Annotated in this window: 28 protein-coding genes; 18 read left to right on the top strand and 10 right to left on the bottom strand. The window is 73.4% G+C overall.

Features of this window, described 5'->3' with window-relative positions:
• Nucleotides 1-139 precede the first annotated feature (139 nt).
• The gene (locus ACGFZP_RS37345; RefSeq protein ID WP_392941360.1) at nt 140-1,933 is read left to right on the top strand and encodes a bifunctional metallophosphatase/5'-nucleotidase; all 1,794 of its coding nucleotides are present in this window, start codon (nt 140-142) and stop codon (nt 1,931-1,933) included.
• Between the two features lie 66 nt (nt 1,934-1,999).
• Here ACGFZP_RS37345 and ACGFZP_RS37340 read toward each other — a convergent pair whose 3' ends face one another.
• The 5 genes from ACGFZP_RS37340 to ACGFZP_RS37320 all read right to left on the bottom strand — a co-directional run bounded on the left by ACGFZP_RS37340 (nt 2,000) and on the right by ACGFZP_RS37320 (nt 7,610).
• On the bottom strand, nt 2,000-3,502 hold the full coding sequence (locus tag ACGFZP_RS37340; protein ID WP_392941358.1) for a sensor histidine kinase: 1,503 nt from the start codon (nt 3,500-3,502) through the stop codon (nt 2,000-2,002).
• Nucleotides 3,499-4,272 carry a response regulator transcription factor gene (locus ACGFZP_RS37335; RefSeq protein ID WP_392941356.1) on the bottom strand — a complete coding sequence of 258 codons (774 nt, stop codon included), beginning with the start codon at nt 4,270-4,272 and terminating at the stop codon, nt 3,499-3,501. The genes ACGFZP_RS37340 and ACGFZP_RS37335 overlap by 4 nt, the downstream gene beginning before the upstream one ends.
• Before the next feature lie 107 nt (nt 4,273-4,379).
• Complete coding sequence (locus ACGFZP_RS37330) at nt 4,380-5,561, bottom strand: S1C family serine protease (RefSeq protein ID WP_392941355.1); 1,182 nt, start codon at nt 5,559-5,561, stop codon at nt 4,380-4,382.
• A 125-nt stretch (nt 5,562-5,686) separates the two neighbouring features.
• Nucleotides 5,687-6,748, bottom strand: coding sequence for a LacI family DNA-binding transcriptional regulator (locus tag ACGFZP_RS37325; protein WP_392941354.1), 1,062 nt, complete (start codon nt 6,746-6,748; stop codon nt 5,687-5,689).
• Nucleotides 6,749-6,872: 124 nt separating this feature from the next.
• On the bottom strand, nt 6,873-7,610 hold the full coding sequence (locus ACGFZP_RS37320; RefSeq protein ID WP_392941352.1) for a response regulator transcription factor: 738 nt from the start codon (nt 7,608-7,610) through the stop codon (nt 6,873-6,875).
• 723 nt (nt 7,611-8,333) lie between these two features.
• Here ACGFZP_RS37320 and ACGFZP_RS37315 point away from each other — a divergent pair.
• The 7 genes from ACGFZP_RS37315 to ACGFZP_RS37285 all read left to right on the top strand — a co-directional run bounded on the left by ACGFZP_RS37315 (nt 8,334) and on the right by ACGFZP_RS37285 (nt 12,914).
• Nucleotides 8,334-8,627, top strand: coding sequence for a MoaD/ThiS family protein (locus tag ACGFZP_RS37315; RefSeq protein WP_387942453.1), 294 nt, complete (start codon nt 8,334-8,336; stop codon nt 8,625-8,627).
• 5 nt (nt 8,628-8,632) lie between these two features.
• A complete protein-coding gene (locus tag ACGFZP_RS37310) occupies nt 8,633-9,970 on the top strand; it encodes a hypothetical protein (protein ID WP_392941350.1) in 1,338 nt (445 codons plus the stop codon).
• 157 nt (nt 9,971-10,127) lie between these two features.
• Nucleotides 10,128-10,844, top strand: a complete 717-nt coding sequence (locus ACGFZP_RS37305; RefSeq protein ID WP_392941349.1) for a DUF2993 domain-containing protein — start codon at nt 10,128-10,130, stop codon at nt 10,842-10,844.
• Nucleotides 10,845-11,120: 276 nt separating this feature from the next.
• Nucleotides 11,121-11,201: an Ms5788A family Cys-rich leader peptide gene (locus tag ACGFZP_RS37300; RefSeq protein ID WP_353652343.1), complete on the top strand. Its 81-nt coding sequence runs from the start codon at nt 11,121-11,123 to the stop codon at nt 11,199-11,201.
• Nucleotides 11,202-11,421: 220 nt separating this feature from the next.
• A complete protein-coding gene (locus ACGFZP_RS37295; RefSeq protein WP_392941347.1) occupies nt 11,422-12,255 on the top strand; it encodes a sulfurtransferase in 834 nt (277 codons plus the stop codon).
• Between the two features lie 40 nt (nt 12,256-12,295).
• Nucleotides 12,296-12,586, top strand: coding sequence for a DUF1416 domain-containing protein (locus tag ACGFZP_RS37290; protein ID WP_093861460.1), 291 nt, complete (start codon nt 12,296-12,298; stop codon nt 12,584-12,586).
• A gap of 64 nt (nt 12,587-12,650) precedes the next feature.
• Nucleotides 12,651-12,914, top strand: a complete 264-nt coding sequence (locus tag ACGFZP_RS37285; protein WP_392941344.1) for a DUF3099 domain-containing protein — start codon at nt 12,651-12,653, stop codon at nt 12,912-12,914.
• On the opposite strand, the gene ACGFZP_RS37280 is transcribed toward ACGFZP_RS37285, so the two are convergent.
• The gene (locus ACGFZP_RS37280; RefSeq protein WP_392941343.1) at nt 12,911-13,273 is read right to left on the bottom strand and encodes a DsrE family protein; all 363 of its coding nucleotides are present in this window, start codon (nt 13,271-13,273) and stop codon (nt 12,911-12,913) included. The genes ACGFZP_RS37285 and ACGFZP_RS37280 overlap by 4 nt on opposite strands.
• 283 nt (nt 13,274-13,556) lie before the next feature.
• On the opposite strand from ACGFZP_RS37280, the gene ACGFZP_RS37275 reads away from it, so the two are divergent.
• The 3 genes from ACGFZP_RS37275 (at nt 13,557) to ACGFZP_RS37265 (ending at nt 15,702) form a co-directional block, all read left to right on the top strand.
• Entirely contained in the window at nt 13,557-14,141 is a 585-nt protein-coding gene (locus ACGFZP_RS37275; protein ID WP_392941341.1) for an FABP family protein, read from the top strand.
• Between the two features lie 123 nt (nt 14,142-14,264).
• Nucleotides 14,265-14,729: a Fur family transcriptional regulator gene (locus ACGFZP_RS37270; RefSeq protein ID WP_392941339.1), complete on the top strand. Its 465-nt coding sequence runs from the start codon at nt 14,265-14,267 to the stop codon at nt 14,727-14,729.
• A gap of 10 nt (nt 14,730-14,739) precedes the next feature.
• Nucleotides 14,740-15,702: a YgfZ/GcvT domain-containing protein gene (locus ACGFZP_RS37265; RefSeq protein WP_392941337.1), complete on the top strand. Its 963-nt coding sequence runs from the start codon at nt 14,740-14,742 to the stop codon at nt 15,700-15,702.
• A gap of 59 nt (nt 15,703-15,761) precedes the next feature.
• Here ACGFZP_RS37265 and dtd read toward each other — a convergent pair whose 3' ends face one another.
• On the bottom strand, nt 15,762-16,202 hold the full coding sequence (gene dtd / locus ACGFZP_RS37260; RefSeq protein WP_392941335.1) for a D-aminoacyl-tRNA deacylase: 441 nt from the start codon (nt 16,200-16,202) through the stop codon (nt 15,762-15,764).
• 73 nt (nt 16,203-16,275) lie between these two features.
• On the bottom strand, nt 16,276-17,124 hold the full coding sequence (locus ACGFZP_RS37255) for a helix-turn-helix transcriptional regulator (protein ID WP_392941334.1): 849 nt from the start codon (nt 17,122-17,124) through the stop codon (nt 16,276-16,278).
• Between the two features lie 139 nt (nt 17,125-17,263).
• On the opposite strand from ACGFZP_RS37255, the gene ACGFZP_RS37250 reads away from it, so the two are divergent.
• From ACGFZP_RS37250 to ACGFZP_RS37235, 4 genes are all read left to right on the top strand, one after another.
• The gene (locus tag ACGFZP_RS37250; protein WP_392941333.1) at nt 17,264-18,043 is read left to right on the top strand and encodes an NAD(P)H-dependent oxidoreductase; all 780 of its coding nucleotides are present in this window, start codon (nt 17,264-17,266) and stop codon (nt 18,041-18,043) included.
• 445 nt (nt 18,044-18,488) lie between these two features.
• Nucleotides 18,489-19,109, top strand: a complete 621-nt coding sequence (locus ACGFZP_RS37245) for an ABC transporter substrate-binding protein (RefSeq protein ID WP_392941332.1) — start codon at nt 18,489-18,491, stop codon at nt 19,107-19,109.
• Nucleotides 19,110-19,251: 142 nt separating this feature from the next.
• Nucleotides 19,252-19,467, top strand: a complete 216-nt coding sequence (locus ACGFZP_RS37240) for a dodecin (RefSeq protein ID WP_387942427.1) — start codon at nt 19,252-19,254, stop codon at nt 19,465-19,467.
• A gap of 183 nt (nt 19,468-19,650) precedes the next feature.
• The gene (locus tag ACGFZP_RS37235) at nt 19,651-19,758 is read left to right on the top strand and encodes an LPXTG cell wall anchor domain-containing protein (RefSeq protein WP_392941397.1); all 108 of its coding nucleotides are present in this window, start codon (nt 19,651-19,653) and stop codon (nt 19,756-19,758) included.
• Nucleotides 19,759-19,843: 85 nt separating this feature from the next.
• Here the strand turns inward: ACGFZP_RS37235 and ACGFZP_RS37230 are convergent, their stop codons facing one another.
• The gene (locus tag ACGFZP_RS37230) at nt 19,844-20,515 is read right to left on the bottom strand and encodes a heme oxygenase (biliverdin-producing) (protein WP_392941331.1); all 672 of its coding nucleotides are present in this window, start codon (nt 20,513-20,515) and stop codon (nt 19,844-19,846) included.
• Nucleotides 20,516-20,714: 199 nt separating this feature from the next.
• Nucleotides 20,715-21,206, bottom strand: a complete 492-nt coding sequence (locus tag ACGFZP_RS37225; RefSeq protein ID WP_387942415.1) for an inorganic diphosphatase — start codon at nt 21,204-21,206, stop codon at nt 20,715-20,717.
• Between the two features lie 76 nt (nt 21,207-21,282).
• Here ACGFZP_RS37225 and dacB point away from each other — a divergent pair, with 76 nt between their 5' ends.
• The 3 genes from dacB to tilS all read left to right on the top strand — a co-directional run bounded on the left by dacB (nt 21,283) and on the right by tilS (nt 25,592).
• Nucleotides 21,283-22,785: a D-alanyl-D-alanine carboxypeptidase/D-alanyl-D-alanine-endopeptidase gene (gene dacB / locus ACGFZP_RS37220; protein ID WP_392941330.1), complete on the top strand. Its 1,503-nt coding sequence runs from the start codon at nt 21,283-21,285 to the stop codon at nt 22,783-22,785.
• Nucleotides 22,786-22,917: 132 nt separating this feature from the next.
• Complete coding sequence (locus tag ACGFZP_RS37215; protein ID WP_392941328.1) at nt 22,918-24,096, top strand: zinc-dependent metalloprotease; 1,179 nt, start codon at nt 22,918-22,920, stop codon at nt 24,094-24,096.
• A gap of 368 nt (nt 24,097-24,464) precedes the next feature.
• Nucleotides 24,465-25,592, top strand: a complete 1,128-nt coding sequence (gene tilS, locus ACGFZP_RS37210) for a tRNA lysidine(34) synthetase TilS (protein WP_392941327.1) — start codon at nt 24,465-24,467, stop codon at nt 25,590-25,592.
• The last annotated feature ends 8 nt before the right edge of the window (nt 25,593-25,600 follow it).

Here is a 25,600-nt window from a genome sequence, read left to right as displayed (position 1 = left end):
TGCCGGAAACCCTCTTGTTACGTGCGGGGCCCTGACAGCTACGCGCGTTGACCCTAGGCTGCACGGGTCACTCATGACAGCTGCCAGCGCCCGCCGGTCGACCACAGCCCGGGCGCTCTAGGGGTAGGGGACCCTCAGAATGTTCACCGTCAGATCCCGACGTGCGGGCCTGGCCGCGGTCGCCGCCGCCGGGCTGCTCGGCTCCGTGGCCGTGCCGACCGCGGCCCAGGCCGCGGATGCCGACCGCCACAAGACCGTCAACCTCCAGCTGCTGGCGATCAACGACTTCCACGGCAACCTGGAGCCCCCGGCCGGTTCGTCCGGCACCATCCGGGAGATCGACCCGGCGACCGGCCAGGTGGTCTCCACCCCGGCCGGCGGTATCGAGTACCTGGCCACCGCGCTGCGCCAGGCCCGGATCCCGGCCGACGACTCGATCACCGTCGCGGCCGGCGACATCGTCGGCGCCAGCCCGCTGACCTCCGCGCTCTTCCACGACGAGCCGACCATCGAGGCGATGGACAAGCTCGGCCTGGACGTCACCGCCGTCGGCAACCACGAGTTCGACGAGGGCGCCAAGGAGCTCACCCGCCTTCAGGAGGGCGGCTGCCACCCGGTGGACGGCTGCTACGAGGCGGGGCGCAAGTTCAAGGGCGCCAACTTCAACTACCTCGCCGCCAACGTCACCAACGAGAAGACCGGCAAGCCGATCCTGGCCCCGTACTGGGTGACCAGGTCGCAGGGCGTGAAGGTCGGCTTCATCGGTGTGACCCTGGAGGGCACCCCGAACATCGTGACCGCCGAGGGCGTCAAGGGCCTGAAGTTCGGCAACGAGGTCACCACGATCAACAAGTACGCGGCCGAGCTGAAGAAGCAGGGCGTGAACTCGATCGTCGCCCTGATCCACGAGGGCGGGCTGCCGGCCAGCAGCACCTACAACTACGACTGCGGCGCCGCCGGCCAGGGCATCTCCGGCCCGATCGTCGACATCGCCAAGAACCTGGACCCGGCGATCGGCGCCATCGTCACCGGCCACACCCACAACGCGTACGCCTGCAGCATCCCCGACCCGCAGGGCGTGCCGCGTTCGGTGACCAGCGCCGCCTCCTTCGGCCGGCTCTACACCGAGATCGACCTGAAGCTCGACAAGACCACGGGCAGCATCGTGCGCCCCTCGGTCAAGGCCGAGAACCACGTCGTGCGCCGCACGGTCGAGAAGGCCCCGGACATGACGGCGCTGATCGAGCGCTACTCCAAGCTGGCCGCCCCGATCGCCAACCGTCCGCTCGGCTTCATCGCCTCGGACATCAACGGCCGCGGCAACAGCGACCCGGAGAAGCCGCTCGGTGACGTGATCGCCGACGCCCAGCTGGAGGGCCTGGCGCCCGCCGACAAGGGCGGCGCGCAGGTCGCCTTCATGAACCCCGGCGGCATCCGCTCGGACCTGGTCTACAAGGCCACCGGCGCCGAGGGCGACGGCGTGGTGACCTACGGCGAGGCGTTCACCGTCCAGCCGTTCACCAACATGATGCAGGTCAAGACGCTGACCGGCGCCCAGCTGGTCCAGCTGCTCCAGCAGCAGGTCAGCGGCTCCAACGAGGCCTCGCCGAAGGTCCTGCAGTCCTCCAAGGGCCTGACCTACACCCTGGACATGCGCAAGGCCGGTGCGGACCGGGTGCTCGTGGACTCGATCCGGCTGAACGGCGCGCCGGTCGACCCGGCCGCCAAGTACCGCGTCGCGGCCAACGAGTTCCTGGCCGGCGGCGGCGACGGCTTCCCGGCCTTCGCGGCCGGCACCGACAAGCTGGTCGGCGCCTCCGACCTGGACGTCTTCGCCGCCTACCTGGGTGCCCACAGCACGGCCGCCGCGCCGCTGAAGGCCCCCGCGCAGGATCGCATCAAGGTCCTCGGCCCGGGCAGCGACCTCGACTGACCGAGAGCCGACGGTAAGGGAACGGGCGGGGCGCTGTCGGGGCGCCCCGCCCGTTCCGTTTCCCCGCTACGCCGGGGACGGTCCGCCCGGCAGCCGCACGGTGGCCTGGGTGCCCGGTCCGCCGTCCCGGGCCGGGCCGAGCGCGACCTCGCCGCCGGCCTCCCGGACGCTCTGCGCCACGATCGACAGGCCGAGCCCGGAGCCGGGGAGCTGACGGGAGGACGGGGAGCGCCAGAACCGGTCGAAGACGTAGGGCAGTTCGTCCGAGGGGATGCCCGGACCGTGGTCGCGGACGGTCAGCACGCCCTGCCGCAGGCCGACGTCGATGGCCCCGCCGGGCGGGCTGTACTTGACGGCGTTGTCCAGCAGGTTGATCACGGCGCGTTCGAGGGCGGCGGCGTCGCCGTGGACGAACCAGGGCTCGACGGCGGTCTCGAAGACCAGCCCCGGGCCGCGCAGTTTCGCCCGGGCCACCGCCCGGTCGGCGAGCTCGTGCAGGGCGACCACGGCGAGGATCCGCTCCGGTCGGGGGGTGTCGGGGCGGGAGAGCTGGAGCAGGTCGCCGATCAGCACGGTCAGCTCCTGCATCTGCGCCTTCATGTTGCCGAGCAGCTTGGTCTTGGTCGCCGGGGGCAACGGGCGGCCGGTGTCGTCGCTGCGGATCAGCAGGTCGACGTTGGTGCGCAGCGAGGTGAGCGGGGTGCGCAGCTCGTGCCCGGCGTCGGCGATCAGCCGGGTCTGGCGGTCCCGGGAGTTGGCGAGCGCGGTGCTCATGGAGTTGAAGGACGTCGACAGCCGGGCGATCTCGTCGCTGCCGTGGACGGGGATGGTGCTGCCGACCTCCTCGGTGCGGGCGATGTGCTCGACCACGTCGGTGAGCTGGTCGACGGGCTTGAGGGCCGAGCGGGCGACCAGCCGGCCGGCGACACCGGCGAGGATGATGCCGCCGAGGGCCACGCCGCCGAGGATCAGGGCGAGCTTCTGCAGCGCGTCCTCGACCGGCTGCGTGGGCGCGGCCACCATGACCAGCACCGGGATGCCGTTGGGTGTGGTGGAGGCCCAGAACACCCGGACCATCGCGGGCGCGCCGTTGGTGTAGTGGCCGCTGCGGATGACCGACTGGAACGGCGGCAGCCGGAAGACCTGGGCGTCGTCCGTCTGGAGGGCGATGGCCTTGGTGGCGCCGGGGGGCAGGCACACCCCGGGCGGATCGGTCTTGACGATCTGGGTGTCCCGGAAGGCGAACCCCGGGTCCTGGGCGGCGCCGTCGCGGGGGAAGGGCAGCGTGGCCTGCTTCAGCGCCTCCTCCGGGGTGGTCGGGCAGTACGCCGGGATGCGCAGCCTCGGCAGCTGCACGCTGCGCAGGTCGTTGCGCACCTGGCCGTACAGCTGCCGCTCGACGATGAACCAGCAGGCCAGCGCCGACAGCACGATGGCCACCGCGACCGCGGCCGCGGTCAGGAAGGCGAGCCGGCTGCGCAGCGACCGGGCGCGGTACCAGCGGACGATCCGGCGCCCGCGGCCGCGCGGCGGGACCAGCGGGGGCGGCGGGGTGGCGGTGTCGCTCACGCGGGGGCGCCGGCGGCCGGGCGCAGCGCGTAGCCGACGCCGCGGACGGTCTGGATGATCCGCGGCATGCCGCCCTGCTCGGTCTTGCGGCGCAGGTACATCACGTACACGTCCAGGGAGTTGGAGGAGGGCTCGAAGTCGAAGCCCCAGACCGCCTTGAGGATCTGCTCGCGGGTGAGGACCTGGCGGGGGTGCGAGAGGAACATCTCCAGCAGCATGAACTCGGTGCGGGTCAGTTCGACCGGCGTGCCGGCCCGGGTGACCTCGCGGGTGGCGGTGTTCATCCGCAGGTCGGCGAAGGCCAGCACCTCGCTGTCGTCCTCGACGGCGGCGGCCCGGGCGGCGGCCTCGGTGGCGAGGGCGTTGCGGCGGAGCAGGGCGCGCACCCGGGCGAGCAGTTCGTCCAGCTCGAAGGGCTTGGCGAGGTAGTCGTCCGCGCCGACGTCCAGGCCGGTGACCCGGTCGCCGACCGCGTCGCGGGCGGTGAGCATCAGGACCGGGACGGTGTCGCCGCGCGAGCGCATCCGGCGGACGGCGGTGAGGCCGTCCATCCGGGGCATCATGATGTCGAGCAGGACGAGGTCGGGCTTGTCGCGTTCGACGGACTCCAGTGCCTCGTAGCCGTCGGTGGCGGTGGCGACCTCGTAGCCCTCGAAGGCGAGGCTGCTCTCCAGGGCGTCCCGGAGGGCGGGTTCGTCGTCGACCACGAGGAGCCGGGCGGTGGCCTGCCCTGGCTCGGCGGAGGTGCGGTCGTCGGCGGACGGGATCATGGGCGGTTGCCCTTTCTCATTCGTCGGAGGGCCTGCGTCGGGGGCTTGCGTGGGGGCCTGCGGAGGAGCGCCTGTGGGAGGGGCACCTGCTCGGAGTAATTGTCCGTCTAGATGTTCTGGCCGGCCTGCAGCTTGGGCAGCACCTGCTTGATGTCGTTGATCGGGATGGCGAAGCCGAGGCCGACGCTGCCGGCGCTGCTGCTGTCGGCCGTGGAGCTGGAGCCGGTCGCCGAGTACATCGCCGAGTTGATGCCGATGACCTGGCCGCTCGCGTTGATCAGCGGGCCGCCGGAGTTGCCCGGGTTGAGCGCGGCGTCGGTCTGGAAGGCCTTGTAGGTGGTGGTGTCGCCGCTGTTCTGCGGGGTGCTGCCGCGCAGGCCGGGCAGCTTGGGGAAGCCGAAGCCGCCGTTGCCGCTGGTGCTGCCCTCGTCGACCTGGACGGTGACCTCGCGGTTCTCGGCGCTGATGATGCCCGAGGTGACGGTGCCGGTGAGGCCTTCGGGGTTGCCGATGGCGACGACCGGGTCGCCGACCGAGACGGCGGCGGAGTCGCCGAGGGTGGCCGGGGTGAGGCTGCCGCCGCCGCTCGCGGTGATCACGGCGGCGTCCAGGGCCTTGTCGGTGCCGGTGACGGTGGCCTTGGCGGTGGAGCCGTCCTGGAAGGTGACGGAGAGCTGGCCGCCGTCGACCGCGCCGGAGACCACGTGGTAGTTGGTGAGGATCTGGCCGCTCTTGGTGAGCACCACGCCGGTGCCGGTGGCGGTGCCGTTCGCGCTCTTCACGGTGATCTGGACGACGCTCGGCGAGACCGCGGAGGCGATGGCGGCCACGTCGGCGCTGCCGTCGGAGCGGGCCGAGATCGGGCTGGCGACGGTGGCGGTCCGGCTGCCGGAGCCGTGCTGTTCGGCGGCGACGACCCCGCCGGTCACCCCGCCGAGGACGGCGGCGACCGCCGCGACGGCGGTGACCAGGACGAGCCGGCCGCGCAGCAGCCCGCGTCGGCCGCGGCCGCGGTGGCCGCCGTGCGGGGCCGGTCCGCCGGCCTCGGGCAGTACCGGCGGGGCGGGAGGCGTCGGCGGTGCGGGGGGCATCGGGGGAGCCGCGGTCGGCGGAGCGGGCGGGCCGTCGAAGCCGCCGGAGTGGTCCTCACGGTACGCGGGGCCGCTCTCGACGACGGTGCCCTCGATCACCCGGTCCCGGTGCGGGTGGGCGCCCGGGGGCGGGTAGCCGCCGGGGAGGCCGTCCTGGTGGTGCCGGTCGTACTGGTCGCCGCGCTGCTGATCGCTCATGCCGACCAACGTCCGCCCGGCGGATGAGGATCCGATGAGAGCGGGCTCAGAAGGGGGAGAGAAGCCCGTTGACTTCTCATAAAGCCTGGTCAGGCGGCCTGTCGGCGGCCCGGGACCGGAGCGGGCTATTCCGCTTCGGTGCCGGCCTCGGGCTGCGGTCCTGAGCAGCCGCAGGAACGGCGGATGACCAGGCGGGACGGGAACTTCCGGACCCGCTCGGTGTCCGAGCCCGGCACCATCAGCGAGTCGTCCAGGACCAGGTCCACGGCGGCCCGGGCCATCGCGTCGCGGTCGGAGGCGACGGTGGTCAGCGGCGGGTCGGCGAGCGCGGCCTCGGGCACGTCGTCGAAGCCGGCCACCGCGAGGTCGTCCGGTACCCGCAGGCCGAGCTCGCGGGCGGCCCGCAGCACGCCGATCGCCTGGTCGTCGGTGGAGCAGAAGATCGCCGGCGGGCGGTCCGCCGAGCCGAGCACGCCGAGGGCGACCTCGTAGGCGCCGTAGCGGTGGAACGGGGCGTCGATCAGGTGCGGCTCGGCGGGCAGGCCGTGGGCGTCCATGGCGCGCTGCCAGCCCTCGACGTGGTCGATCACCGGGTCGCCGGGGGCGGGGGACTCGACCGGGCCGCCGAAGCAGGCCACGTACGGGTGCCCGTGCACCTCCAGCAGGTGGCGCACCACCGCCTCGGCGCCGCCCACGTCGTCGGTGACCACCGCGACGTCGTCGATCGCCTCGGGTCGGCGGTGCAGCAGCACCACCTTGGCGCCCTCCATCGCGGCGAACTCCTCGGCGGCCCGCTGCGAGGGGCCCTGGCTGACCAGGATCAGCCCGGAGACCCGCATGCCGAGGAAGGCGCGGACGTAGTGCACCTCGCGGTCGTCCACGTAGTCGGAGTTGCCGATCAGCACGAGCTTGCCGCGCTCGGAGGCGGCCCGTTCCACGGCGTGCGCCATCTCGGCGAAGAACGGCTGGCGGGCGTCGGGGACGACCATGCCGATCAGGTTGGTGCGGCGGGAGGCCATCGCCTGGGCGACGCTGTTCGGCCGGTAGCCGAGCTGCTCGATCGCCGCGAGGACCTTCTCCTTGGTCGCGGGCGCGACCGGGCGGGGTCCGTTGTTGATGACGTAGCTGACGACCGCGGTCGAGGTACCAGCCAGCCGGGCTACATCGTCGCGCGTCACTTTGGCCACGGGGGGAGTCTACGCGTGTGGCGTGCGGCCGGGCAGACGGGACGTGGCTACCGTGCGGTAGCGCGCGGGGGGCGGCCAGGCGAATGTGGACAAGCCGGGCGGGGGTCGCCCGCCCGGCCTCCGGTCACCTCTCGCCGGCGGTCGGTGCGGCGGAGCGCTGGCCGAGGTCGGACCGCTCGCCCTTGTCCGACTTGTCCGGGACGACGAAGCGGTAGCCGACGTTGCGCACGGTGCCGATCAGCTGCTCGTGCTCGACGCCGAGCTTGGCCCGCAGCCGCCGGACGTGGACGTCCACCGTCCGGGTGCCGCCGAAGTAGTCGTAGCCCCAGACCTCCTGGAGCAGCTGCGCCCGGGTGAAGACCCGGCCGGGGTGCTGCGCGAGGTACTTGAGCAGCTCGAACTCCTTGAAGGTGAGGTCGAGCACCCGGCCCTTGATCTTGGCGGAGTAGGTGGCCTCGTCGACCGAGAGGTCGCCGTTGCGGATCTCCATCGGGCTGTCGTCGGTGACCACCTGGAGCCGGCCCAGGGCCAGCCGCAGCCGGGCCTCGACCTCGGCCGGGCCGGCGGTGTCCAGCAGGACGTCGTCGACGCCCCAGTCGGCGGTGACGGCGGCCAGGCCGCCCTCGGTGACCACCAGGATCAGCGGGCTGCCGATGCCGGTGGAGCGCAGCAGCTGGCAGAGGCTGCGGATCTGCGGCAGGTCGCGCCGGCCGTCGACCAGGATGACGTCCGCGCTGGGGGTGTCGACCAGGGCCGATCCCTCGGCCGGTGCCACCCGCACGGAGTGCAGCAGCAGGCCGAGGGCCGGCAGCACCTCAGCGGAGGGCTGCAGTGCGTTGGTGAGGAGGAGCAGAGAACTCATACCCGGTAGTCCCCTTTCCGGGTCGTCGCGGTCGCTGTACGGCTGCCGCCACAGCCGGCTGGCGCACGTTCGAGGAGGTGTCGCGCGCGGCGCGCCCCGGGAGGGGCGGCGGCGGGCGGCGAGGGTGGGGGAAAGACGGCGGGCGCCAGGCCCGGACCGGGGGATTCACCGGCGTGCACGGCGGAACCGGGAGCGTGCCGGAGGTCCCGCAACCCCTGCACCGTTTCTGCCCTGCTCATCCCGTGAACCCTCCGGTCTGTCCCGTGCCGGGCGGCGGCCCGGCGCCGGGTTCCGACACCCCGCCTGGTCCGGGCACTTCGTTGTGCCGAGAGATGGCGGGGCGGTCCCTGCTCCGCGCCGGGGGTGGGCCGACGAATCGCAAGGACGTCCGTACTGGCGTCCTGAAAGCACAAAAGGACCCGGGGGCGACTCTGCCCGGATCCCTTAGGCGTCGAGGATAGCCGACCAGGTCCCGCACCGGGAGGGCTCGAATGCGGCGCTTCGGCCAAACCGGGCGCCGCCCGGGTGAGCCTGGCCACAGCTTCGGCCGCCCGTCGGCACCGCTCCGGCCAGGGCGGTTGCCGGTCGTGGCGGCGGACCCGCCATCATGGGACGCACATCGGCGCCACCGTGCGCATACACCTTTCGAGTGATTGTGTGGCGGTTCCGATGTGGACCCGGACCGGGTACCGGACCGGGCGACGACGAGGAGAAGGGGTTGCCATGGGTGCGACCACCGAGCCGGCGGACGCCGCGCGGGTGAGCGGGACGATCCGCTACTGGGCGGCGGCGAAGTCCGAGGCCGGACTGGCCGAGGAGCCGTACGAGGCCGCGACCCTGGCGGAGGCGCTGGCGGCGGCCAGGCAGCGGCACGCCGACCGGCCGAAGCTCGTCCGGTTGCTCGGGCACTGCTCGTACCTGGTGGACGGCTCCCCCGTCGGCGGCCGCGACCACACGACCGTCGCCCTCAGCCAGGGCGGCACGGTCGAGGTGCTCCCGCCGTTCGCGGGAGGGTGAGCGCCGTGACCGACATGAGCGACGCGAACGACGGCTTCGGCGGACACCGGCCCGCCCCGGCCGACCCGCAGGGCGCGGGCCAGGGCGGCTGGCCGAACCCCGCACAGTACCCCGGGCAGCACGCCCGGCCGCCGCAGCACCCGCAGCAGGGACCGGCGCAGCCGCAGCACCCGTACGCCCCGCCGCCGGCCCACGCGCCGGAGCAGTCGTACCCGCAGCAGTCGTACCCGCAGCAGGGGTACGGCGCGCAGCCCCACGCCCCCGGGCAGGGCCGGCCGGCGGCCGCCGGGACCTCCCACGGCCACCAGGGCTACGAGCCGTACGGGCGGCCGCCCGCAGCGGACGCGCCGACGGCGCTGATCCCTCCGGTGCCCGCAGCCGAGGACGCGCCGACCGCGTTGATCCCCCCGGTGTCGGCCGTGGGCCCCGGCCCGGCCCCGGCCCCCGTGCCCGCCTTCGACCCGCCGACCATGACGCTCAAGCGTCCGCCGCTCCCGACCCCGCCGGGTGCCCCCGCCGTGCCGCCCGGCTCCGGCCGCCGCCGCGCCGCCGGTCCGGCCCGGTCCGGTCCGACACCGCCCGTTCCGGCCCAGCCCGGTCCCGTGCAGCCGGCCCCGGCGGCGCCCCGCGCCCGGACCGGCTCGCCGATCATCGAGCCGGGCCTGCAGCCCGCCCTGATCACGGCGGGCGCGGCGGCGCTGCTGGCCGGCGGCGCGGCGCTCGGGCAGGTGGCCCTGGCCCTGGTGGTCGTACTGCTCCAGGGGCTCACCGCGGCCGGCTGGTTCCGGCTGAACGGCATGTGGCCGGCCCGGCAGGGCATCGCCCTCGCCGCGCTGGCCGGTCTGACCGCGGACGCGGCGGTGCTGCTGGCCGGCTCCGACGGCGGTGCGGCGGCCGTGGTCGGCACCCTCGGCGGGTTCTTCCTGCTGGTCCTGGTGCTGCAGACGTTCCGCCCCTCGGACCCGAAGGAGCGGTTCTACGCGCTCACCGTGCTCGGCTCCGCCTCGGTGGTGACGGTGCTCTGCACCGCGCTGCTGCTGGCCGACTGGGTGCCGGCGGCGGTCGGCGCGGTCGCGCTGGCCACCGTGCTGGCCGCGGCGCCGCTGCCGGGGCCGAAGCAGCTGGGCCCGGTGCTCGGCCTGGTCGCGGCCGTGGTGTTCGGCCTGGCCGTGGGCGCGCCGCCGGCGCTGGGCGTGCTGGCGGGCCTCGGTGCGCTGGTCGGCCGCCGGGTGGCCGGGTACGACTTCCCGTCCCGGTTCGTGCACATGACGGCGGGCGTTGCGCTGCCGCTGGCGGTGGCCTCGCCGCTGATCTGGATCGCCACCCGCCTGCTGGCGGGCTGACACCGCCCGGACAGGGCCTGCGCGGCACCGGCGTCCCGCCCCGGAACCATGCTCCGGGGCGGGACGTCGTACGGTCGTGCGGGAGCGGCCGTACGCGGGCGGGCCGGACGAGAGCCGGGGCGCCCACGGCGGCGACGGGCGACGACGGGGGAGAGCGATGCGCGGTTGGGTGAAGGCGACGATCGGGTTGACGGTGCTCGCCGGCCTCCTGGTGGGGGCCGACCGGATCGCCGTGGGCCTGGCCGAGGACGAGGTCGCCGACCAGCTGGTGAAGAGCGGCCGGATGAGCCAGCGCCCGGACGTGTCGATCGGCGACTTCCCGTTCCTCACCGACCTGGTCTCGATGAAGGTGGACGACCTGAGAATCTCCGCCGACGGGCTGACCGTCGGCGACGGCAACCGCCAGGTGGCGCTGCACTCCTTCAAGGCGAAGCTGTCCGGGGTCGCGGCGAGCGACAGCCTGAGGAGCGCCAAGGTGGCCAAGGGCAGCGGCAGCGGCCTGATCTCGTACGCGGACCTCGCCCAGCTGCTGCCGCCGGCGTCCCAGATGATGCCCGGCGCGGGCCGGCTGCCGGTGGGCGCCAACACCCGGCTGAGCCTGTCGTACGGCGGTCCGGGCAGGATCAAGGCGTCGCTGGGCCCGCTCGCGGTCGGCGAGGGGTCGGTGCACAGCCAGGGCAACACCGTCACGGCGGACGGCTTCCAGCTCAGCGGGGTGGCCTCGATGGTGGCCGGTCTGGCCAACCAGAAGATCGAACCGGTGAGCTTCACCCTGGACCGGCTCCCGGCCGGGCTCCAGCTGTCCGGCGTGACACCGCAGGAGGACGGCCTCCAGCTGACCTTCCAGGGCGACGGCTTCACCCTGATCGGCTGATCGGGCCGCCCGGGCCCACGCCGTACCCCCGATCCGTCTCCGTTCCACCCCGTTCCACCCCGTTCCACCCCGTTCCGCTCCGCGAGACGCGCTGTCCAGCGCCGTCCGCGGAGCGGTGTCGTTTCCGGCCCGGGGCGGCGCCGTGCGGGCCCCCGTTCGGCCGCCGGTCGATTCCAGTCGGCCGCAAAAAGCCCAAATCTCGGTATTCGAGCCATCTGGTCTCAACATTCGATACGCTAATGACAGCAGGTGCCCCGGGTCCCTAGCATCGTCGGCATGAAGCGACAGACGGACCTCACGAAGCGGCGGGCGGTAGACCTGTGCCGCGTGTCCGCCTGTCTGTGTCGAATGCGCTAACTCGGCGTTTTTGCGGGGCAGTTCACTCCCGCCGCCGATTCTCCCGGTGACCTGGCCCGGCAGTTGACGCCGGTCTCCGCCATCGCACACCGCAGACCACCGCTCGGTACCATGCGCTCCTCCTGTTCGTCCCAGTATTCGGACAGAGATTCGGACCGGTCACCCCGAGCAGCCAGCAGCAGCACCTTCCGCAAACCGCCCCCGGATGGAGAACATCACCATGAGCCGCAGCGACGTCCTGGTCGACGCCGACTGGGTCCAGGCCCACCTGGACGACCCGAAGGTCGTCATCGTCGAGGTCGACGAGGACACCTCCGCCTACGAGAAGAACCACATCCGCAACGCCGTCCGGATCGACTGGAAGAGCGACCTCCAGGACCCGGTCCGCCGCGACTTCATCGACCAGGCCGGCTTCGAGGCGCTGCTCAGCGCCAAGGGGATCGCCAACGACCAGATCGTGGTGCTCTACGGCGGCAACAACAACTGGTTCGCCTCGTACGCCTACTGGTACTTCAAGCTGTACGGCCACGGCGACGTCCGCCTGCTGGACGGCGGCCGCAAGAAGTGGGAGCTGGACTCCCGCGACCTGGTCGCCGAGGTGCCGGTCCGCACCGCGACCGAGTACAAGGCGCAGGCCGTCGACTCCTCGATCCGCGCCTTCCGCGACGACGTGGTCGCCGCCATCGGCAACCTGAACCTGGTCGACGTGCGCTCGCCCGACGAGTTCTCCGGCAAGCTGCTCGCCCCGGCCCACCTCCCGCAGGAGCAGTCGCAGCGCCCCGGCCACGTGCCGAGCGCCCGCAACATCCCGTGGGCCAAGAACGCCAACGACGACGGCACCTTCAAGAGCGACGACGAGCTCAAGGCCCTGTACGAGGCCGAGGGCATCGACCTGGCGAAGGACACCATCGCCTACTGCCGCATCGGCGAGCGCTCCGCGCTCACCTGGTTCGTGCTGCACGAGCTGCTCGGCCAGGAGAACGTGAAGAACTACGACGGTTCGTGGACCGAGTACGGCAGCCTGGTGGGCGTGCCGATCGAGCTCGGCAACTGAGCCGCCGGCTCAATCCGTAAGTCAGAAGGGAAGACACACTATGTGCGGTGCGAAGGCCGGCGGCCCGGACCTGGCAGGAGTTGACGTGGCGAACGAGACGATCATCCAGGGTTCCGTGACCCGCGACGGAGAGCCGGTCAACGGCTACGTCCGTCTGCTCGACGAGGGCGGCGAGTTCACGGCCGAGGTGCCCACCTCGGCGACCGGACAGTTCCGGTTCTTCGCCCGCCCGGGCAAGTGGACGCTGCGCGCGCTCGTCCCGGGCCAGACCGTGGACCGTCAGGTCGTCGCCTCCCAGGGCAACCTGACCGAGGTCGCGATCGCCGTCTGATCCACGCGCTGGACACACCTGAGGGCCCCTGCCGCGCAGGGGCCCTCAGGCATACCGTGGAGAGGTGCAGGCACGCCGGAGGCATCGCTACTACTTCGCCATGATGGGCGTCTGCATCGGCCTGTTCGTGCTCGCCTGGGGCGTGGTGCGGTTCTGGTCCGTCCCGGCGGCCATCGGGCTCTGCCTCTTCGCGATGGTCATCCCCCCGGCCGCCGCGGTCTTCGCCAACAAGCGGGACCCGGAGGACGACTGGTGGAACGACCCGCGCTGGGAGGACCCGAAGTGGGACGAGCCCGGCCACGACCGGGACCACCCCGACAGGCCCTAGTAGACGAGCGCCTGCACGCCGTCCGCCATGATCTCGCTGACGAAGACCTGGGCGCCCGCGATCCGGACACCCTTGACGGTGTCCTGCTGCTCGATCCCGCGCCGCGCCGCGCACTGGGTGCAGAGGGTGACCGTCCCGGCCGCCAGGATCGACTCCAGCAGATCCGGCAGCGGCGCCGCGTGCGGCAGCTCGAACTCCGCGGCGCGCCCGGGCAGCGCGAACCAGGAGGACTCCCCGGTCAGCCAGAGCGAGACCTCGACCCCGCTGGCGACGGCGACCGCCGCCACCGTGAACGCCTGCGAGCACCGCTCCGGCGCGTCGGCTCCGGCAGTGACCTTGATGACCAGTTTCTTCGACATGGCGCCACCCTAGATCCCGGGAAAATCCCGACGTGGTGGGGCTCACCGAGACCCGCCGACGCCCGGCGGATAGAGTGAGCGACAGCAAAATCCACCACACTGTCGCCGCCCTGGGAGCCCCCCGTGTCCGGTCTGGAAATCTTCTTCGACGGTCTGCTGGCCCTCATGGCCGTGCTGATCACCTGGTTCGCCATCTTCTCGGTGATGAAGCTGTACCAGGGCCAGCGCTGAGCAGCTGCCGTACGGTTGAAGCAGCCCCACACCGACGACAGCAACCAGGAACATGATCGAGATCCCTTCTGACCTCCACAAGGACGTCGTCCCGCTCGCCTTCCTCCTCGGTACCTGGGAGGGCGCGGGCGTCTACGACTTCCCCGGTACGGAGAAGTGCAACTTCGGCCAGGAGATCGTCATCCGGCACGACGGCCGGCCCTTCCTGGAGTTCCGCTCCCGTACCTGGGTGCTGGACAACGAGGGCGAGAAGGTCCGCCCGCTGGAGAACGAGCACGCCTTCTGGCGCATCACCAGCAACCCGCACGGCACCAGCGGTGCGCGCGGGATCGAGATCTCCTCCGTCCGTGACGACGGCACCGTGGAGATCTGGTACGGCGAACTGGCCGACGGCAAGCCGCAGATCGACGTCTCCACCGACGCGGTGGCCCGGATCGAGGGTTCGCCGGAGTACTCGGGCGGCAAGCGCCTCTTCGGCTTCGTCAACGAGGAGCTGCTCTGGGTCGGCGAGAAGTCCGCGCCGAACGTGCCGCTGCGCCCGTACATGTCCGCGCAGCTCAAGAAGGTGCTCAGCCCCGCCCAGCTGATCAAGGACATCAACGACCTGCCGGACGACGGCATCGCCTTCTTCCGCTGAGCACGGCCTTTCGTTGAGCACGGCCTCCGGCTGAGCACGGCTCATCGCGCATGAGGTAGGGACCGGCCGCGGGTCGGTCCCTACACTTGCCTCAGGACCCCCGACCTTGGCAGGGACAGCACCGTGGCGGACACCGGCACCACCGACTGGCAGCTCTCCGGCGACTGGAAGGCCGACCTGCGCGAGCGCGGGTACCGCCTCACGCCCCAGCGGCAGCTCGTCCTGGAGGCCGTCGACGTGCTCGACCACGCCACCCCGGACGACATCCTCTGCCACGTCCGGCAGACCGCCAGCGGCGTCAACATCTCCACCGTCTACCGGACGCTGGAGCTGCTGGAGGAGCTCGGCCTGGTCTCGCACGCGCACCTGGGGCACGGCGCCCCGACGTACCACCTGGCCGGTCGCCACCACCACCTGCACCTGGTCTGCCGGGACTGCGAGAAGGTCACCGAGACCAGCACCGAGATCGCCCAGCCGCTGATCGACAGCCTCCGCGAGAAGCACGGCTTCGACACCGACCTCAAGCATTTCGCCATCTTCGGCCGCTGCGCCGACTGCGCCGCCAAGCACGCCGCGGAGCGGTCGTAAGCTGGCCGGTATGAAGAGCCCGCTGCTTGCCCTGCCCGGTGCCGTCCCCGCCGAGGGAACCGACGAGGGCGTGGCCGCCCACTACGGCGACATCTTCCGCGAGCAGCGGAGCCTCTCGCAGGGCGCCGGCTTCGTGGACCTCTCGCACCGGGGAGTGGTCACCGTCACCGGCGAGGACCGGCTGACCTGGCTGCACCTCCTGCTCACCCAGCACGTCAGCGAGCTTCCGGCGCAGCGGGCCACCGAGGCACTGGTGCTTTCCGCGAACGGGCACGTCGAGCACGCCCTGTACCTGGTCGACGACGGCACCACCACCTGGGCGCACGTCGAGCCGGGTACCGCACCGGAGCTGGTCGGCTACCTGGAGCGGATGAAGTTCTTCTACCGGGTGGAGGTCGCGGACGCGACCGCCGACTACGCGCTGGTCCACCTGCCGGCCGGCTCCACCGCCTCGGCGGAGGGCGCGGCGGCGGTGCGCGAGCTGTCGTACGGGCGGGACCTCTTCCTGCCGCGCCCCGAGCTGGAGGCGCTCAGCAAGGGGTACGGCCCGGCGGCCGGCGTCTGGGCGTACGAGGCGCTGCGGATCGAGGGCCACCGGCCGCGGCTGGGCTTCGAGACCGACCACCGGACCATCCCGCACGAGGTGGACTGGCTGGGTACCGCCGTGCACCTGCAGAAGGGCTGCTACCGGGGGCAGGAGACGGTCGCCCGGGTGCACAACCTGGGCCGGCCGCCGCGCCGCCTGGTCTTCCTGCACCTGGACGGCACGGAGGAGATGCTGCCCCCGCACGGGACGGAGGTGCGGCTCGCCTCGGACCCGGACGGGCGGGCGCTGGGCTTCGTGACCTCCTCGGCGCGCCACCACGAGCTGGGGCCGATCGCGCTGGCGATCGTCAAGCGCAACGTCCCGGTGGACGCCGTGCTGCTGGCCGGGAGGGTCCCGGGGACGCAGGACGTGATCGTCCCGCAGTAGCGCCGCCGCGGTCGGTGCCGCCCGGACCTCGTCGGGGGCGGCTCAGACCTCGTCGGGGCTCAGACCTCGACGAGGACGGTGAACGGGCCGTCGTTCACCAGTGCCACCTGCATGTCCGCGCCGAACCGGCCGGTCTCCACCTTGGCGCCGAGCTCCCGCAGCCGGGCGACCACCTCGTCCACCAGCGGCTCGGCGACCGGGCCGGGCGCGGCCGCGTTCCAGGTCGGGCGCCGGCCCTTGCGGGCGTCCCCGTAGAGGGTGAACTGGCTGATCACCAGCAGCGGCGCGGCCAGGTCGGAGCAGGACTGCTCGACCCCGTTCCCGTCGGCCTCCAGCAGCCGCAGCGTCCAGAGCTTGCGGGCCAGCTGGGCCGCCTTGGCGGGGGTGTCCTCGTGGGTCACGCCGACCAGGACGCAGAGCCCGGGCCCCTCGATCGCGCCGACGGTCTCGCCGGCCACCGTCACCCTGGCCTCGGTCACTCGCTGCACCACTGCTCGCATGCGGCCATTGTGCCGGAGCCGGGTACCGCCTTCGGAGGCACCGTCGAACCCGCGGGGGCGGGGCCTCGTCGGGTTACTCGCGGACCTTGGCGTTCACCGGGGGGTGCGCCTCACCGCTGTCCGCGCCCAGGCCCGCGAGCAGGCGCAGCCCGTCCTCGGCGGGGCTGCCGGGGGCCGCGGACAGCACCAGCAGCTCCATGCCGGATTCGTCCGGCAGCGCGAAGTTCTCGTGGTGCAGCTCTAGCAGGCCGACCAGCGGGTGCCGGTACGCCTTGCGCCCGTGGGAGCGGGCCCGGACGTCCGCGCGGGCCCAGAGACGGCGGAAGCGCTCGCTGCCCATCGCCAGCTCGCCGATGAGCGAGGCCAGCCGGGGGTCCTCGGGGTGCTTTCCGGCGGCCAGGCGCAGGTGCCCGACCACGTCGAGGGTGCACGTCTCCCAGTCCGCGTAGAGGCCGCGCTCGGTCTCCTCCAGGAAGATGTGCCGGGCGGTGTTCAGGCCCGGTATCGGCCGGCCGTAGAGGAGTCCGGCGAGGCGGTTGCCGGCGAGCACGTCCATCCGGTGGTCCATGATCAGCGCGGGTGCGTCGGCGACCAGGCCGAGGACGCGCAGCAGCTCCGGCCGGATCCGCCCACTCGGCGCCTTGGCGGGGCGGCGGCGCTGCCGGGCGAGCCGGTAGAGGTGCCCGCGTTCGGTCTCGTCGAGGCCGAGGACGCGGGCGAGCACGTCGAGGACCTGCTCGGAGGGCTGGGTCGCGCGGCCCTGCTCCAGGCGTACGTAGTAGTCGACGCTGACGCCGGACAGGTGGGCGACCTCCTCGCGGCGCAGCCCCTCGACCCGGCGGCGGCTGTCGACGGGGATGCCGACGGTTGCCGGGTCGACCCGGGAGCGCCTGGTCCGCAGGAAGCCCGCAAGATCGTCCATGCCCTTCAGTATGGCCGCGGCGCCGCCCGTGAGGGTGGCCCTGTCGATACCAGGAAGTCCGGTCCGACGGAAGCGGCGCCCCTGAACACCGGGCGCCGCGGTGCCCAGTATCGGAGGCATCCGATCCGAAGGAGTTCCCGTGAAGACGCTGATCGTCTACGCCCACCCCGAGCCGCAGTCGCTCAACGGCTCGCTGAAGGACCTCGCGGTGTCCACCCTGGAGGCCGCCGGGCACGAGGTGCGGGTGAGCGACCTGTACGCGATGAACTGGAAGGCGGTCGTGGACGCCGCGGACTACGGCCCGCACGCGTCGAGCCCGTTGAGGGTCGCCCGGGACTCGGGCCGGGCCTTCGAGGCGGGGGAGCTCGGCGCGGACGTCCGCGCCGAGCAGGAGAAGCTGCTGTGGGCCGACACGATCGTCTTCCAGTTCCCGCTGTGGTGGTACTCGATGCCGGCGATCCTCAAGGGCTGGGTGGACCGGGTGTTCACCTACCGCTTCGCGTACGGCGTCGGCGAGCACAGCGACACCAAGTACGGCGAGCGCTTCGGCGAGGGCACCCTCGCGGGCCGGCGGGCCCTGTTGTCGGTGACCGTCGGCGGCCCGGAGTCGCACTACGCCGCCCGCGGGATCAACGGCCCCATCGAGGACCTGCTGTTCCCGATCCACCACGGCATCCTCTACTACCCGGGCATCGAGGTGCTGCCGCCGTTCGTTCTGCACGGCACCGACCGGATGACCGACGAGGCCTTCCCGGACGTCGCCAAGGCCTGGGAGGAGCGCCTGCTCACCCTGGAGTCGACCGAGCCGATCCCCTTCCGGCGGCAGAACTTCGGTGACTACGAGATCCCCTCGCTGAACCTGAGGGAGGGGCTGGAGCCCGCGGGCCGCACGGGTTTCGGGCTGCACGTGCGCGGCTGACCACCCGCAGCGGCGGGAGCCTCCCCAGGGGGCGCGTGCAGGCTTGGCGAGCGCTGGGTGGCGTGCGCCTGCGCTCCCGCTGGCGCCGATCTTCCTGCGGAAAGCCCTGGTCATATCAGCCACCCCGGTTCGCCAGGGGGCCGTTCGGGTGCACGGGCGGTGCACGGGCGCCGGGCGGGGTGGCACGCTGGGGCCGGGCACCCGCTCGACGCTGCGCCGGGGCCGGGTCGGCCGGGCGGTCGAGCCGGTAGGTCAGGCGTTCTGGCGGTGTCGCCCCGGCGGGTGGCATCGGTGCGGGGCGGGAACCCTCAGGGGGTGCCCGGGCGTGCACAGGGCGGTACGCGCAACGGCAGGCCGGAGACGGACCGGACAACGCGGCAGACGACGGGGTGCCGCGAGCGGGCGGGATCGGGCGGGATTCGGGACAACGGCAGGTGGTTGGTTGATGGACGCGAGCAGCGCGGCGCAGGACCGGTCCGGGCGGGCGCCCGGGAGCCCGGAGCCGGCGGGGGCCCCCTCCTGTGCGACGGCGGGCGGCGGGGAGCCGGATCTGCGGCGGCTGGGTCTGGACCAGCTGCGGACCCTGCGCCGGGACACCCTGGAGCAGGAGGCCGACCTGTCCTATCTCCGGCGACTGCTGCACGGCCGGATGGACATCCTGCGGGCCGAGTTGGACCGGCGCCCCGACGGTGGCCCGGTCCTGGCGGCGGCCGGGGCGGAGGGGCCGGGCGCCGCGCTGCTGGACCGGCTGCCGGCCATCCTCGCCGACGCGCCGTCCTCCGTCCGGCTCTCCGCCCGGCACGTCACGCTCGGGCCGCCGCGCGGCCAGCAGTCCCAGGTGGAGGCGGACACCCTGATGGGCGACGTCCAGCTGGCCGACCTCGGCGCGCACCCCGCCGAGGAGCTGTTGGCCGCGCTGGAGCGGCTGCGCGCGCACGAGCGCGAGGTCTCCGGGCGCCGGCAGCGGCTGCAGCGGACCGCGGACGGCTGCAGCGCCGAGATCACCCGTCGGTACCGCGACGGGGAGGCGCGGGTCGACGACCTGCTCGCGGGCGGCCCGCTCTGACCGGGTGAGCCCGCCCGACCCGACCCGACCCGACCCGGCCCGGCCCGGCCCGGCCCGGCCCGGTCGGCGGCGGCCGGGGTGCGGGCGGCCCGCACGCGGTGCACGGTGGACCGGGGGCCGTCGCACAGCTGAGGAGTCCGCCATGAGCGAGCACGTGTACCGGGTCACCGAGATCGTCGGGTCCTCCACCGAGAGCATCGACGCCGCGATCCGCAACGGGGTCGAGCGGGCCTCCCGGACCCTGCGCAACCTCGACTGGTTCGAGGTGACGCAGGTCCGGGGCCACCTCGCGGACGGCCGGATCGAGCACTACCAGGTCGGCCTCAAGATCGGGTTCCGGCTGGACGACGAGGGCTGACCGGCCCGGAGCTCCACCGGCCGCAGCCCCACGGGCGCTCCGGCAGCACCAGCGGGACGCCCGTGCGCGGGTGCGGCAGCACCTCGACGGGGTGGCCGTACACCTCGCTGAGCAGCGGCGCCCCCAGCCTCGCTGAGCACCACCGGCGGCGCCTCGCTGGCCTCCACCGGCTCGGACACCCCCGTGGTGCCGCTGCTGGCCACCGCCGCCGGCCTGCTGCTGCTGGGCGGCAGCGCCACCGTCCTGGTCCGCCGCCGCGGCACCCGGTCCGAAGTGCAGGCCCAGGCCTGACGGTCCCGCACACGCACGCGGCCCCGGCGAGCACCTGCTCGCCGGGGCCGTCCCGCTGCCGGCGGGGAAGCGTTCAGGACAGGGCTCAGGCGCTCAGCGGGTAGCGCGAGTCCAGGTCGCGGAAGATCGCCCCGTTGAGCACGAAGGCCCGCTTGCACTCCTCGACCACCCGGCGGCGCTCGATGGCGTCCAGCGCCAGCCCGGCGGCGTCCAGCCGGGCCCGGTAGTCGCGCTTGAACGCGGCCGGGTTGTCGACCTCCTCGAAGACGTAGAACCGCACGCCGTCGCCCTTGCGCTCGAAGCCCCAGGTCTTCTCGGCTATGCCGCGGATGATCTGACCGCCCGAGAGGTCCCCGAGGTAGCGGGTGTAGTGGTGCGCGATGTACCCGGCCGGCCATTCGGCGGCCAGCTCCTCCACCCGGGCGACGTAGGCGGCGGTGGCGGGCAGCGGGGCGAGCCCCGTGCGCCAGTGCGGACCGCGCAGGTGGGCGAGGTCCCGCTCGATGGCGGCGGTGCGCAGCAGCGCCCGGTCGATGAACGGCCCGGCCAGCGGGTGCTCCGCCAGCTCCCCGGCCCGGCCCTCCAGGGCGCGGTAGACGTACCAGAGCTGGCCGGTGAGGTCCGCGTAGGCGTCGACCCCGAGCCGTCCGCCGAGCAGGTGGCTCATGAACGAGGACTGCTCCGCCGCCTCGTGCTCCTCGCTGCTCGCGGTGCGGAGCACGGTGGAGAACGGGACGGGCTGCTCGGGCGTGGACATGCGGCCTCCAGAGATCGGGATCACTCCCGATTGTTATGGTTAGGCTAGCCTAAGTCTACGTCATGCCGACACGCTGTCGGTAAAACCGGGCCCGGACACGGCGAAGGCCGGGGTCCGCGGAAGACTCCGCGGCACCCCGGCCTCCGACTGCCTCGACCTACCTCGAACTGCCCTGGGCGGACGAGATCGGTACCACGGCTCAGTGGCCGCCCGACTCCGCCAGGCGCTTGATCGACGCGGTGACCTCGGCCTCGGCCTCGGCGCGGCCGACCCAGTTGGCGCCCTCGACGGACTTGCCCGGCTCCAGGTCCTTGTAGACCTCGAAGAAGTGCTGGATCTCCAGACGGTCGAACTCCGACACGTGGTGGATGTCCTGCAGGTGCTCCCAGCGCGGGTCCGTCGCCGGGACGCAGAGCAGCTTGTCGTCGCCGCCGGCCTCGTCCGTCATCTTGAACATGCCGATGACGCGGCACTTGATCAGGCAGCCGGGGAAGGTCGGCTCCTCGAGGATGACCAGCGCGTCCAGCGGGTCGCCGTCGTCCGCGAGGGTGCCCTCGACGTAGCCGTAGTCGGCCGGGTAGCGGGTCGAGGTGAAGAGCATCCGGTCCAGGCGAAGGCGACCGGTCTCATGGTCGACCTCGTACTTGTTGCGGGAGCCCTTCGGGATCTCGATCAGGACGTCGAACTCCAACGGTTCCTCCAAGGTAGGGACTGACAGAATCCAAGTGTCTCCTACGGGAGTGAGTGCTCAGGAAAGGGGCCTGTCGGTGGGAGCTGGGGTCGGGGTGGGGCGGCGGCGCAGGGGGACGGCCCCGCGGCTGTTCGGAGCGGCGGTGCTGGTCGCGGGTACGGTGCTGACCTCGGGTGGTGCGTATGCGCAGCCGTCCCCGCCGCCGGGCGGGACGGCCACCGGTACGACCGCCCCGGGCGGCTCGGCCGCGCCGTCGCCCGCCCAGTCGGCCACCCAGCCCGGTGCCGCCCTGCCGGCGCCCGCCGCCGGGGCCGTACTGGCCTCCGCCGAGGCCGGGCCGGCCGCCGGGGTGCCGACCGCGCAGGGCCTCCAGCAGGCCCTCGCCACCGTGCTCACCGACAAGAGCCTCGGCACCGTGACCTTCGCCGTCGCGGACCCGGCCGGCGGCCAACTGCTGTACGGCTCGGGCGAGAACACCCCGGCCACCCCCGCGTCCACCACCAAGCTCGCCACCGCGATCGCGGCGCTCTCGCTGATCCCCGGCGACACCCGGCTGGGCACCCGGGTCGTCAAGGGCGCGAACCCCGGCGAGATCACCCTCGTGGGTGGCGGCGACCCGACCCTCACCGCGCTGTCCGCCGACCAGGTGCAGATCGGCGGCGTGCCCGCCGACGCCGACACCGCCCCGGCCTCGCTGGACGCGCTGGCCCGGCAGACCGTCGCGGCCCTCAAGGCCGCCGGCACCACCACCGTCAAGCTGGACTACGACCTCTCCCTCTACTCCGGCAGCCCGCAGCACAAGAACCACGACGCGGCCAACATCGCCCTGGTCGTTCCGCTGATGATCGACGAGGGCCGGGTCGACCCGAAGAGCCGGGAGGACGCGCCGGCCCGGGTCGCCGACCCGGCCGGGCGGGCCGCCGAGGCCTTCGCCGCCCTGCTGAAGGCCCAGGGCGTCACGGTCGAGGGCGTGCCCAAGGCGTCGGCGGCGCCGTCGGCCGCCACCGCCCCCGTCCTCGGCCGGGTGGACTCGCCGACCGTCACCCGGCTGATCGAGCGGATGCTGACCACCTCCGACAACACGCTCGCCGAGGCGATCGCCCGTCAGGCGGCGCTGGCCGCCCACCAGCCGGCCGGCTTCGAGGGCGCCGCCACCGCCGTCACCCAGGAACTCGCCCGGCTCGGCGTCCCGATGACGGGCGTGGTGCTCAACGACGGCAGCGGCCTGCACCCCGGCAACGCGATCCCGCCGGCCGTGCTGGTCCGGCTGCTCGCGCTGGCCGCCTCGGAGCAGCACCCGCAACTGCGCCCGGTGCTGACCGGTCTGCCGATCGCCGGCTTCACCGGCACCCTCGGCAAGCGCTTCGGCTCCGGCTCGGGCGCGGCCGACGCGGCCGGCCTGGTGCGCGCCAAGACCGGCAGCCTGAGCGGGGTCAACACGCTGGCCGGGTTGGTGGTGGACGCCGAGGGCCGGCAGCTCTCCTTCGCGGTGATGACCAGGACCACCGCGCCCGTCGACACCGCTCGCGCCGCCATGGACCGCATCGTCGCCCGGCTCGCCGCCTGCGGCTGCCACTGACCGGAGGGCTCCGCCCGTACGCCGCAGGCGGGTTCGCCCACGCGCCCGGCCGCCCGCCGCCGAACGGTGCGCTCCGCAGGACGTGGGCACCGGTGGCTCCCCCCGATGGGCGGGAGCACGTACGGTGAGGGCATGACGAGCGCGAGCGGCGGTGCTGACATGGTCGACTGGAATCTCGCGGTCGCAACCGCGACCAGGCTGGTGCGGCCCGGGCCGGAGGTGAGCCGCGCCGAGGCGGCCGCCGTGGTGGCCGAGCTGCGCCGCCACGCCCTGGAGGCCGAGGAGCACGTCCGGGAGTTCACCGGGATGCGCTCCAGCAGCCTCACCGAGGCCACCGCCACCCCGGTGCTGATCGTGGACCGCCCCGGCTGGGTGCGCGCCAACGTGGCGGGCTTTCGCACCATCGTCCAGCCGCTGGTGGAGAAGCTCCAGGCGCGCCGGACGAACGGCGCCGCGGCCGGCGTCTTCGGCACGGTGGGGGAGAAGGCCACCGGCATCGAGGTGGGCGCCCTGCTGGCCTTCCTGTCCACCAAGGTGCTCGGCCAGTACGAGACCTTCGCCCCGGCGGAGTCCTCGCTGGAGGCGCCGGACAGCCCGGCCGCGCTGTTCGACAAGCCCCGGCTCGGTCCGGACGGCCCCGGCCCGGGCCGCCTGCTGCTGGTGGCGCCGAACATCGTGCACGTCGAGCGGGAGCTGGACGTCGACCCGGCCGACTTCCGGCTCTGGGTCTGCCTGCACGAGGAGACCCACCGCACCCAGTTCACCGCGGTGCCGTGGCTGCGCGACCACATCCAGTCCGAGGTGCAGTCCTTCCTGTCCGAGACGGACGTGGACCCGGGCGCCCTGCTGGACCGGCTGCGGGACGCGGCCGGCGCGCTCGGCGGCAGCCTGCCCGGCCTCGGCGGCCGCGGCGACGGCTCCGCGCCCGGCACGCTGCTGGAGGTCGTCCAGTCGCCCGCGCAGCGCGAGATCCTGGGCCGGCTGACGGCGGTGATGTCGCTGCTGGAGGGCCACGCCGACGTGGTGATGGACGGGGTCGGCCCGGCCGTGGTGCCGAGCGTGGCGGAGATCCGGGAGAAGTTCCAGCAGCGCCGCGACCGCGGTGCCAACCGGCTGGACCTGGTGCTCCGCCGGCTGCTCGGCATGGACGCCAAGCTGCGCCAGTACCAGGACGGCGCGGTCTTCGTCCGCGGCGTGGTGGACCGGGTCGGCATGGAGGGCTTCAACCGGGTCTGGACGTCGCCGAACACCCTGCCGACCAAGGACGAGATCCACGACCCGGCCGCCTGGGTGGCCCGGGTGGCCCGCTGACACTCGGCGGCCCGCCGCCTCGCCGTCGCCCCGCCCCACCGTCGCCCTGCCGCGCCCCGGCCCGCCCGCCCCTTCGCGGTGCCGGCGCGCGGCGCTTCGGCCCGGGCGCGCAGGGCGTTGGTCCGAAGGGCGGTCGGCAGCGGTCAAACCCGTTCGTACGAGTGGTCCAATCGTGCAGATGGCGGGTGAAGATACGTTTCTTCATTCACCCGTACGTGGGACGGTGGTCGTACCGGTGGCGCGGGTGGCGTAGCGGGTGCCTCCTTTCTGCCACCATCTGTGAGCGCCCGGTAACACGGTGCTCACCATGTGTGCCGCCCCGCCGCGCCCCCGCCGTCCTGTTCCCCTCCGCCAAGGAGTCGTCCGCCGTGGGCCCACACCCCGCCGTCGCAGCGATACGCCTGGCCGTACGCCGCACGCTCACCGACCTCGCCAGCGAGGCCGGCACCACCTTCACCGCGCCCGTGCGCGACCCCCGTGACCGCCCGACCGGGGCGCCGCTGGCCGTCGCCGCCGTCGGGACCACCCTGATCGGCAACGCCCACCGCCACCCCTCGGGGCTGCCCCGCACCCCGGCCGCACCCGGCTCCCCGCTGGTCCTGGTCGCCGTCAGCGGCGGTGCGGACTCCATGGCGCTGGCCATCGCCGCCGCCTTCGAGGCGCCCAAGCTGGGCCTGCGGGTCGGCGCCGTCACCGTCGACCACGGCCTCCAGACCGGCTCCGCCGACCGCGCCGCCCAGGTGGCCGAACGGCTGCGCTCGCTCGGGCTGGACCCGGTCGAGGCCGTCCCCGTCCGGGTGGGCCGGGAGGGCGGCCCCGAGGCCGCCGCCCGGGACGCCCGCTACGCCGCGCTGGACGCCGCCGCCGAACGCCACGGCGCGGTCGCCGTCCTGCTCGGCCACACCCGCGACGACCAGGCCGAGACGGTGCTGCTGGGTCTGGCCCGGGGCTCCGGCTCCCGCTCGCTGGCCGGCATGCCGGCCCAGAAGGGCCGCTACCGGCGCCCGCTGCTGGAGCTGGACCGCGCCGCCACCCGGCAGGCCTGCTCCGCCCAGGCGATCCCGGTCTGGGACGACCCGCACAACTGCGACCCCGCCTACACCCGCTCCAGGGTCCGCCACGAGGTGCTGCCGGTGCTGGAGAAGCACCTGGGCGGCGGCGTGGTCGAGGCGCTGGCCCGCACCGCGCGGCTGTTCCGCGACGACGCCGACGCGCTGGACCAGTGGGCCGTGCTGGCCGAGCGCGACCTCCGGACGGGCGAAGGCACCCTGGACGCCGTGAAACTGGCCGAACTGCCTCCGGCGGTCCGCCGCCGGGTGCTGCGCAGAGCCGCGCTGCGGGCGGGCTGTCCGGCCGGGGACCTCTTCGCGCGGCACCTCGAAACGATCGATCTGCTGGTCACCGGGTGGCGCGGTCAGGGGCCGCTGCACCTACCCGGGGGCGTCGAGGCCACCCGCAGGTGTGGCACGCTGGTCTTTCGGCGGCAGGGCGACTGACGGGCAGG

Origin of the sequence: Kitasatospora sp. NPDC048239, assembly GCF_043202015.1 — a bacterium.
Taxonomy (GTDB): domain Bacteria; phylum Actinomycetota; class Actinomycetes; order Streptomycetales; family Streptomycetaceae; genus Kitasatospora.
Note: the sequence above shows the minus strand (reverse complement) of the source record. Positions and strands in the feature narration are given on the sequence as shown.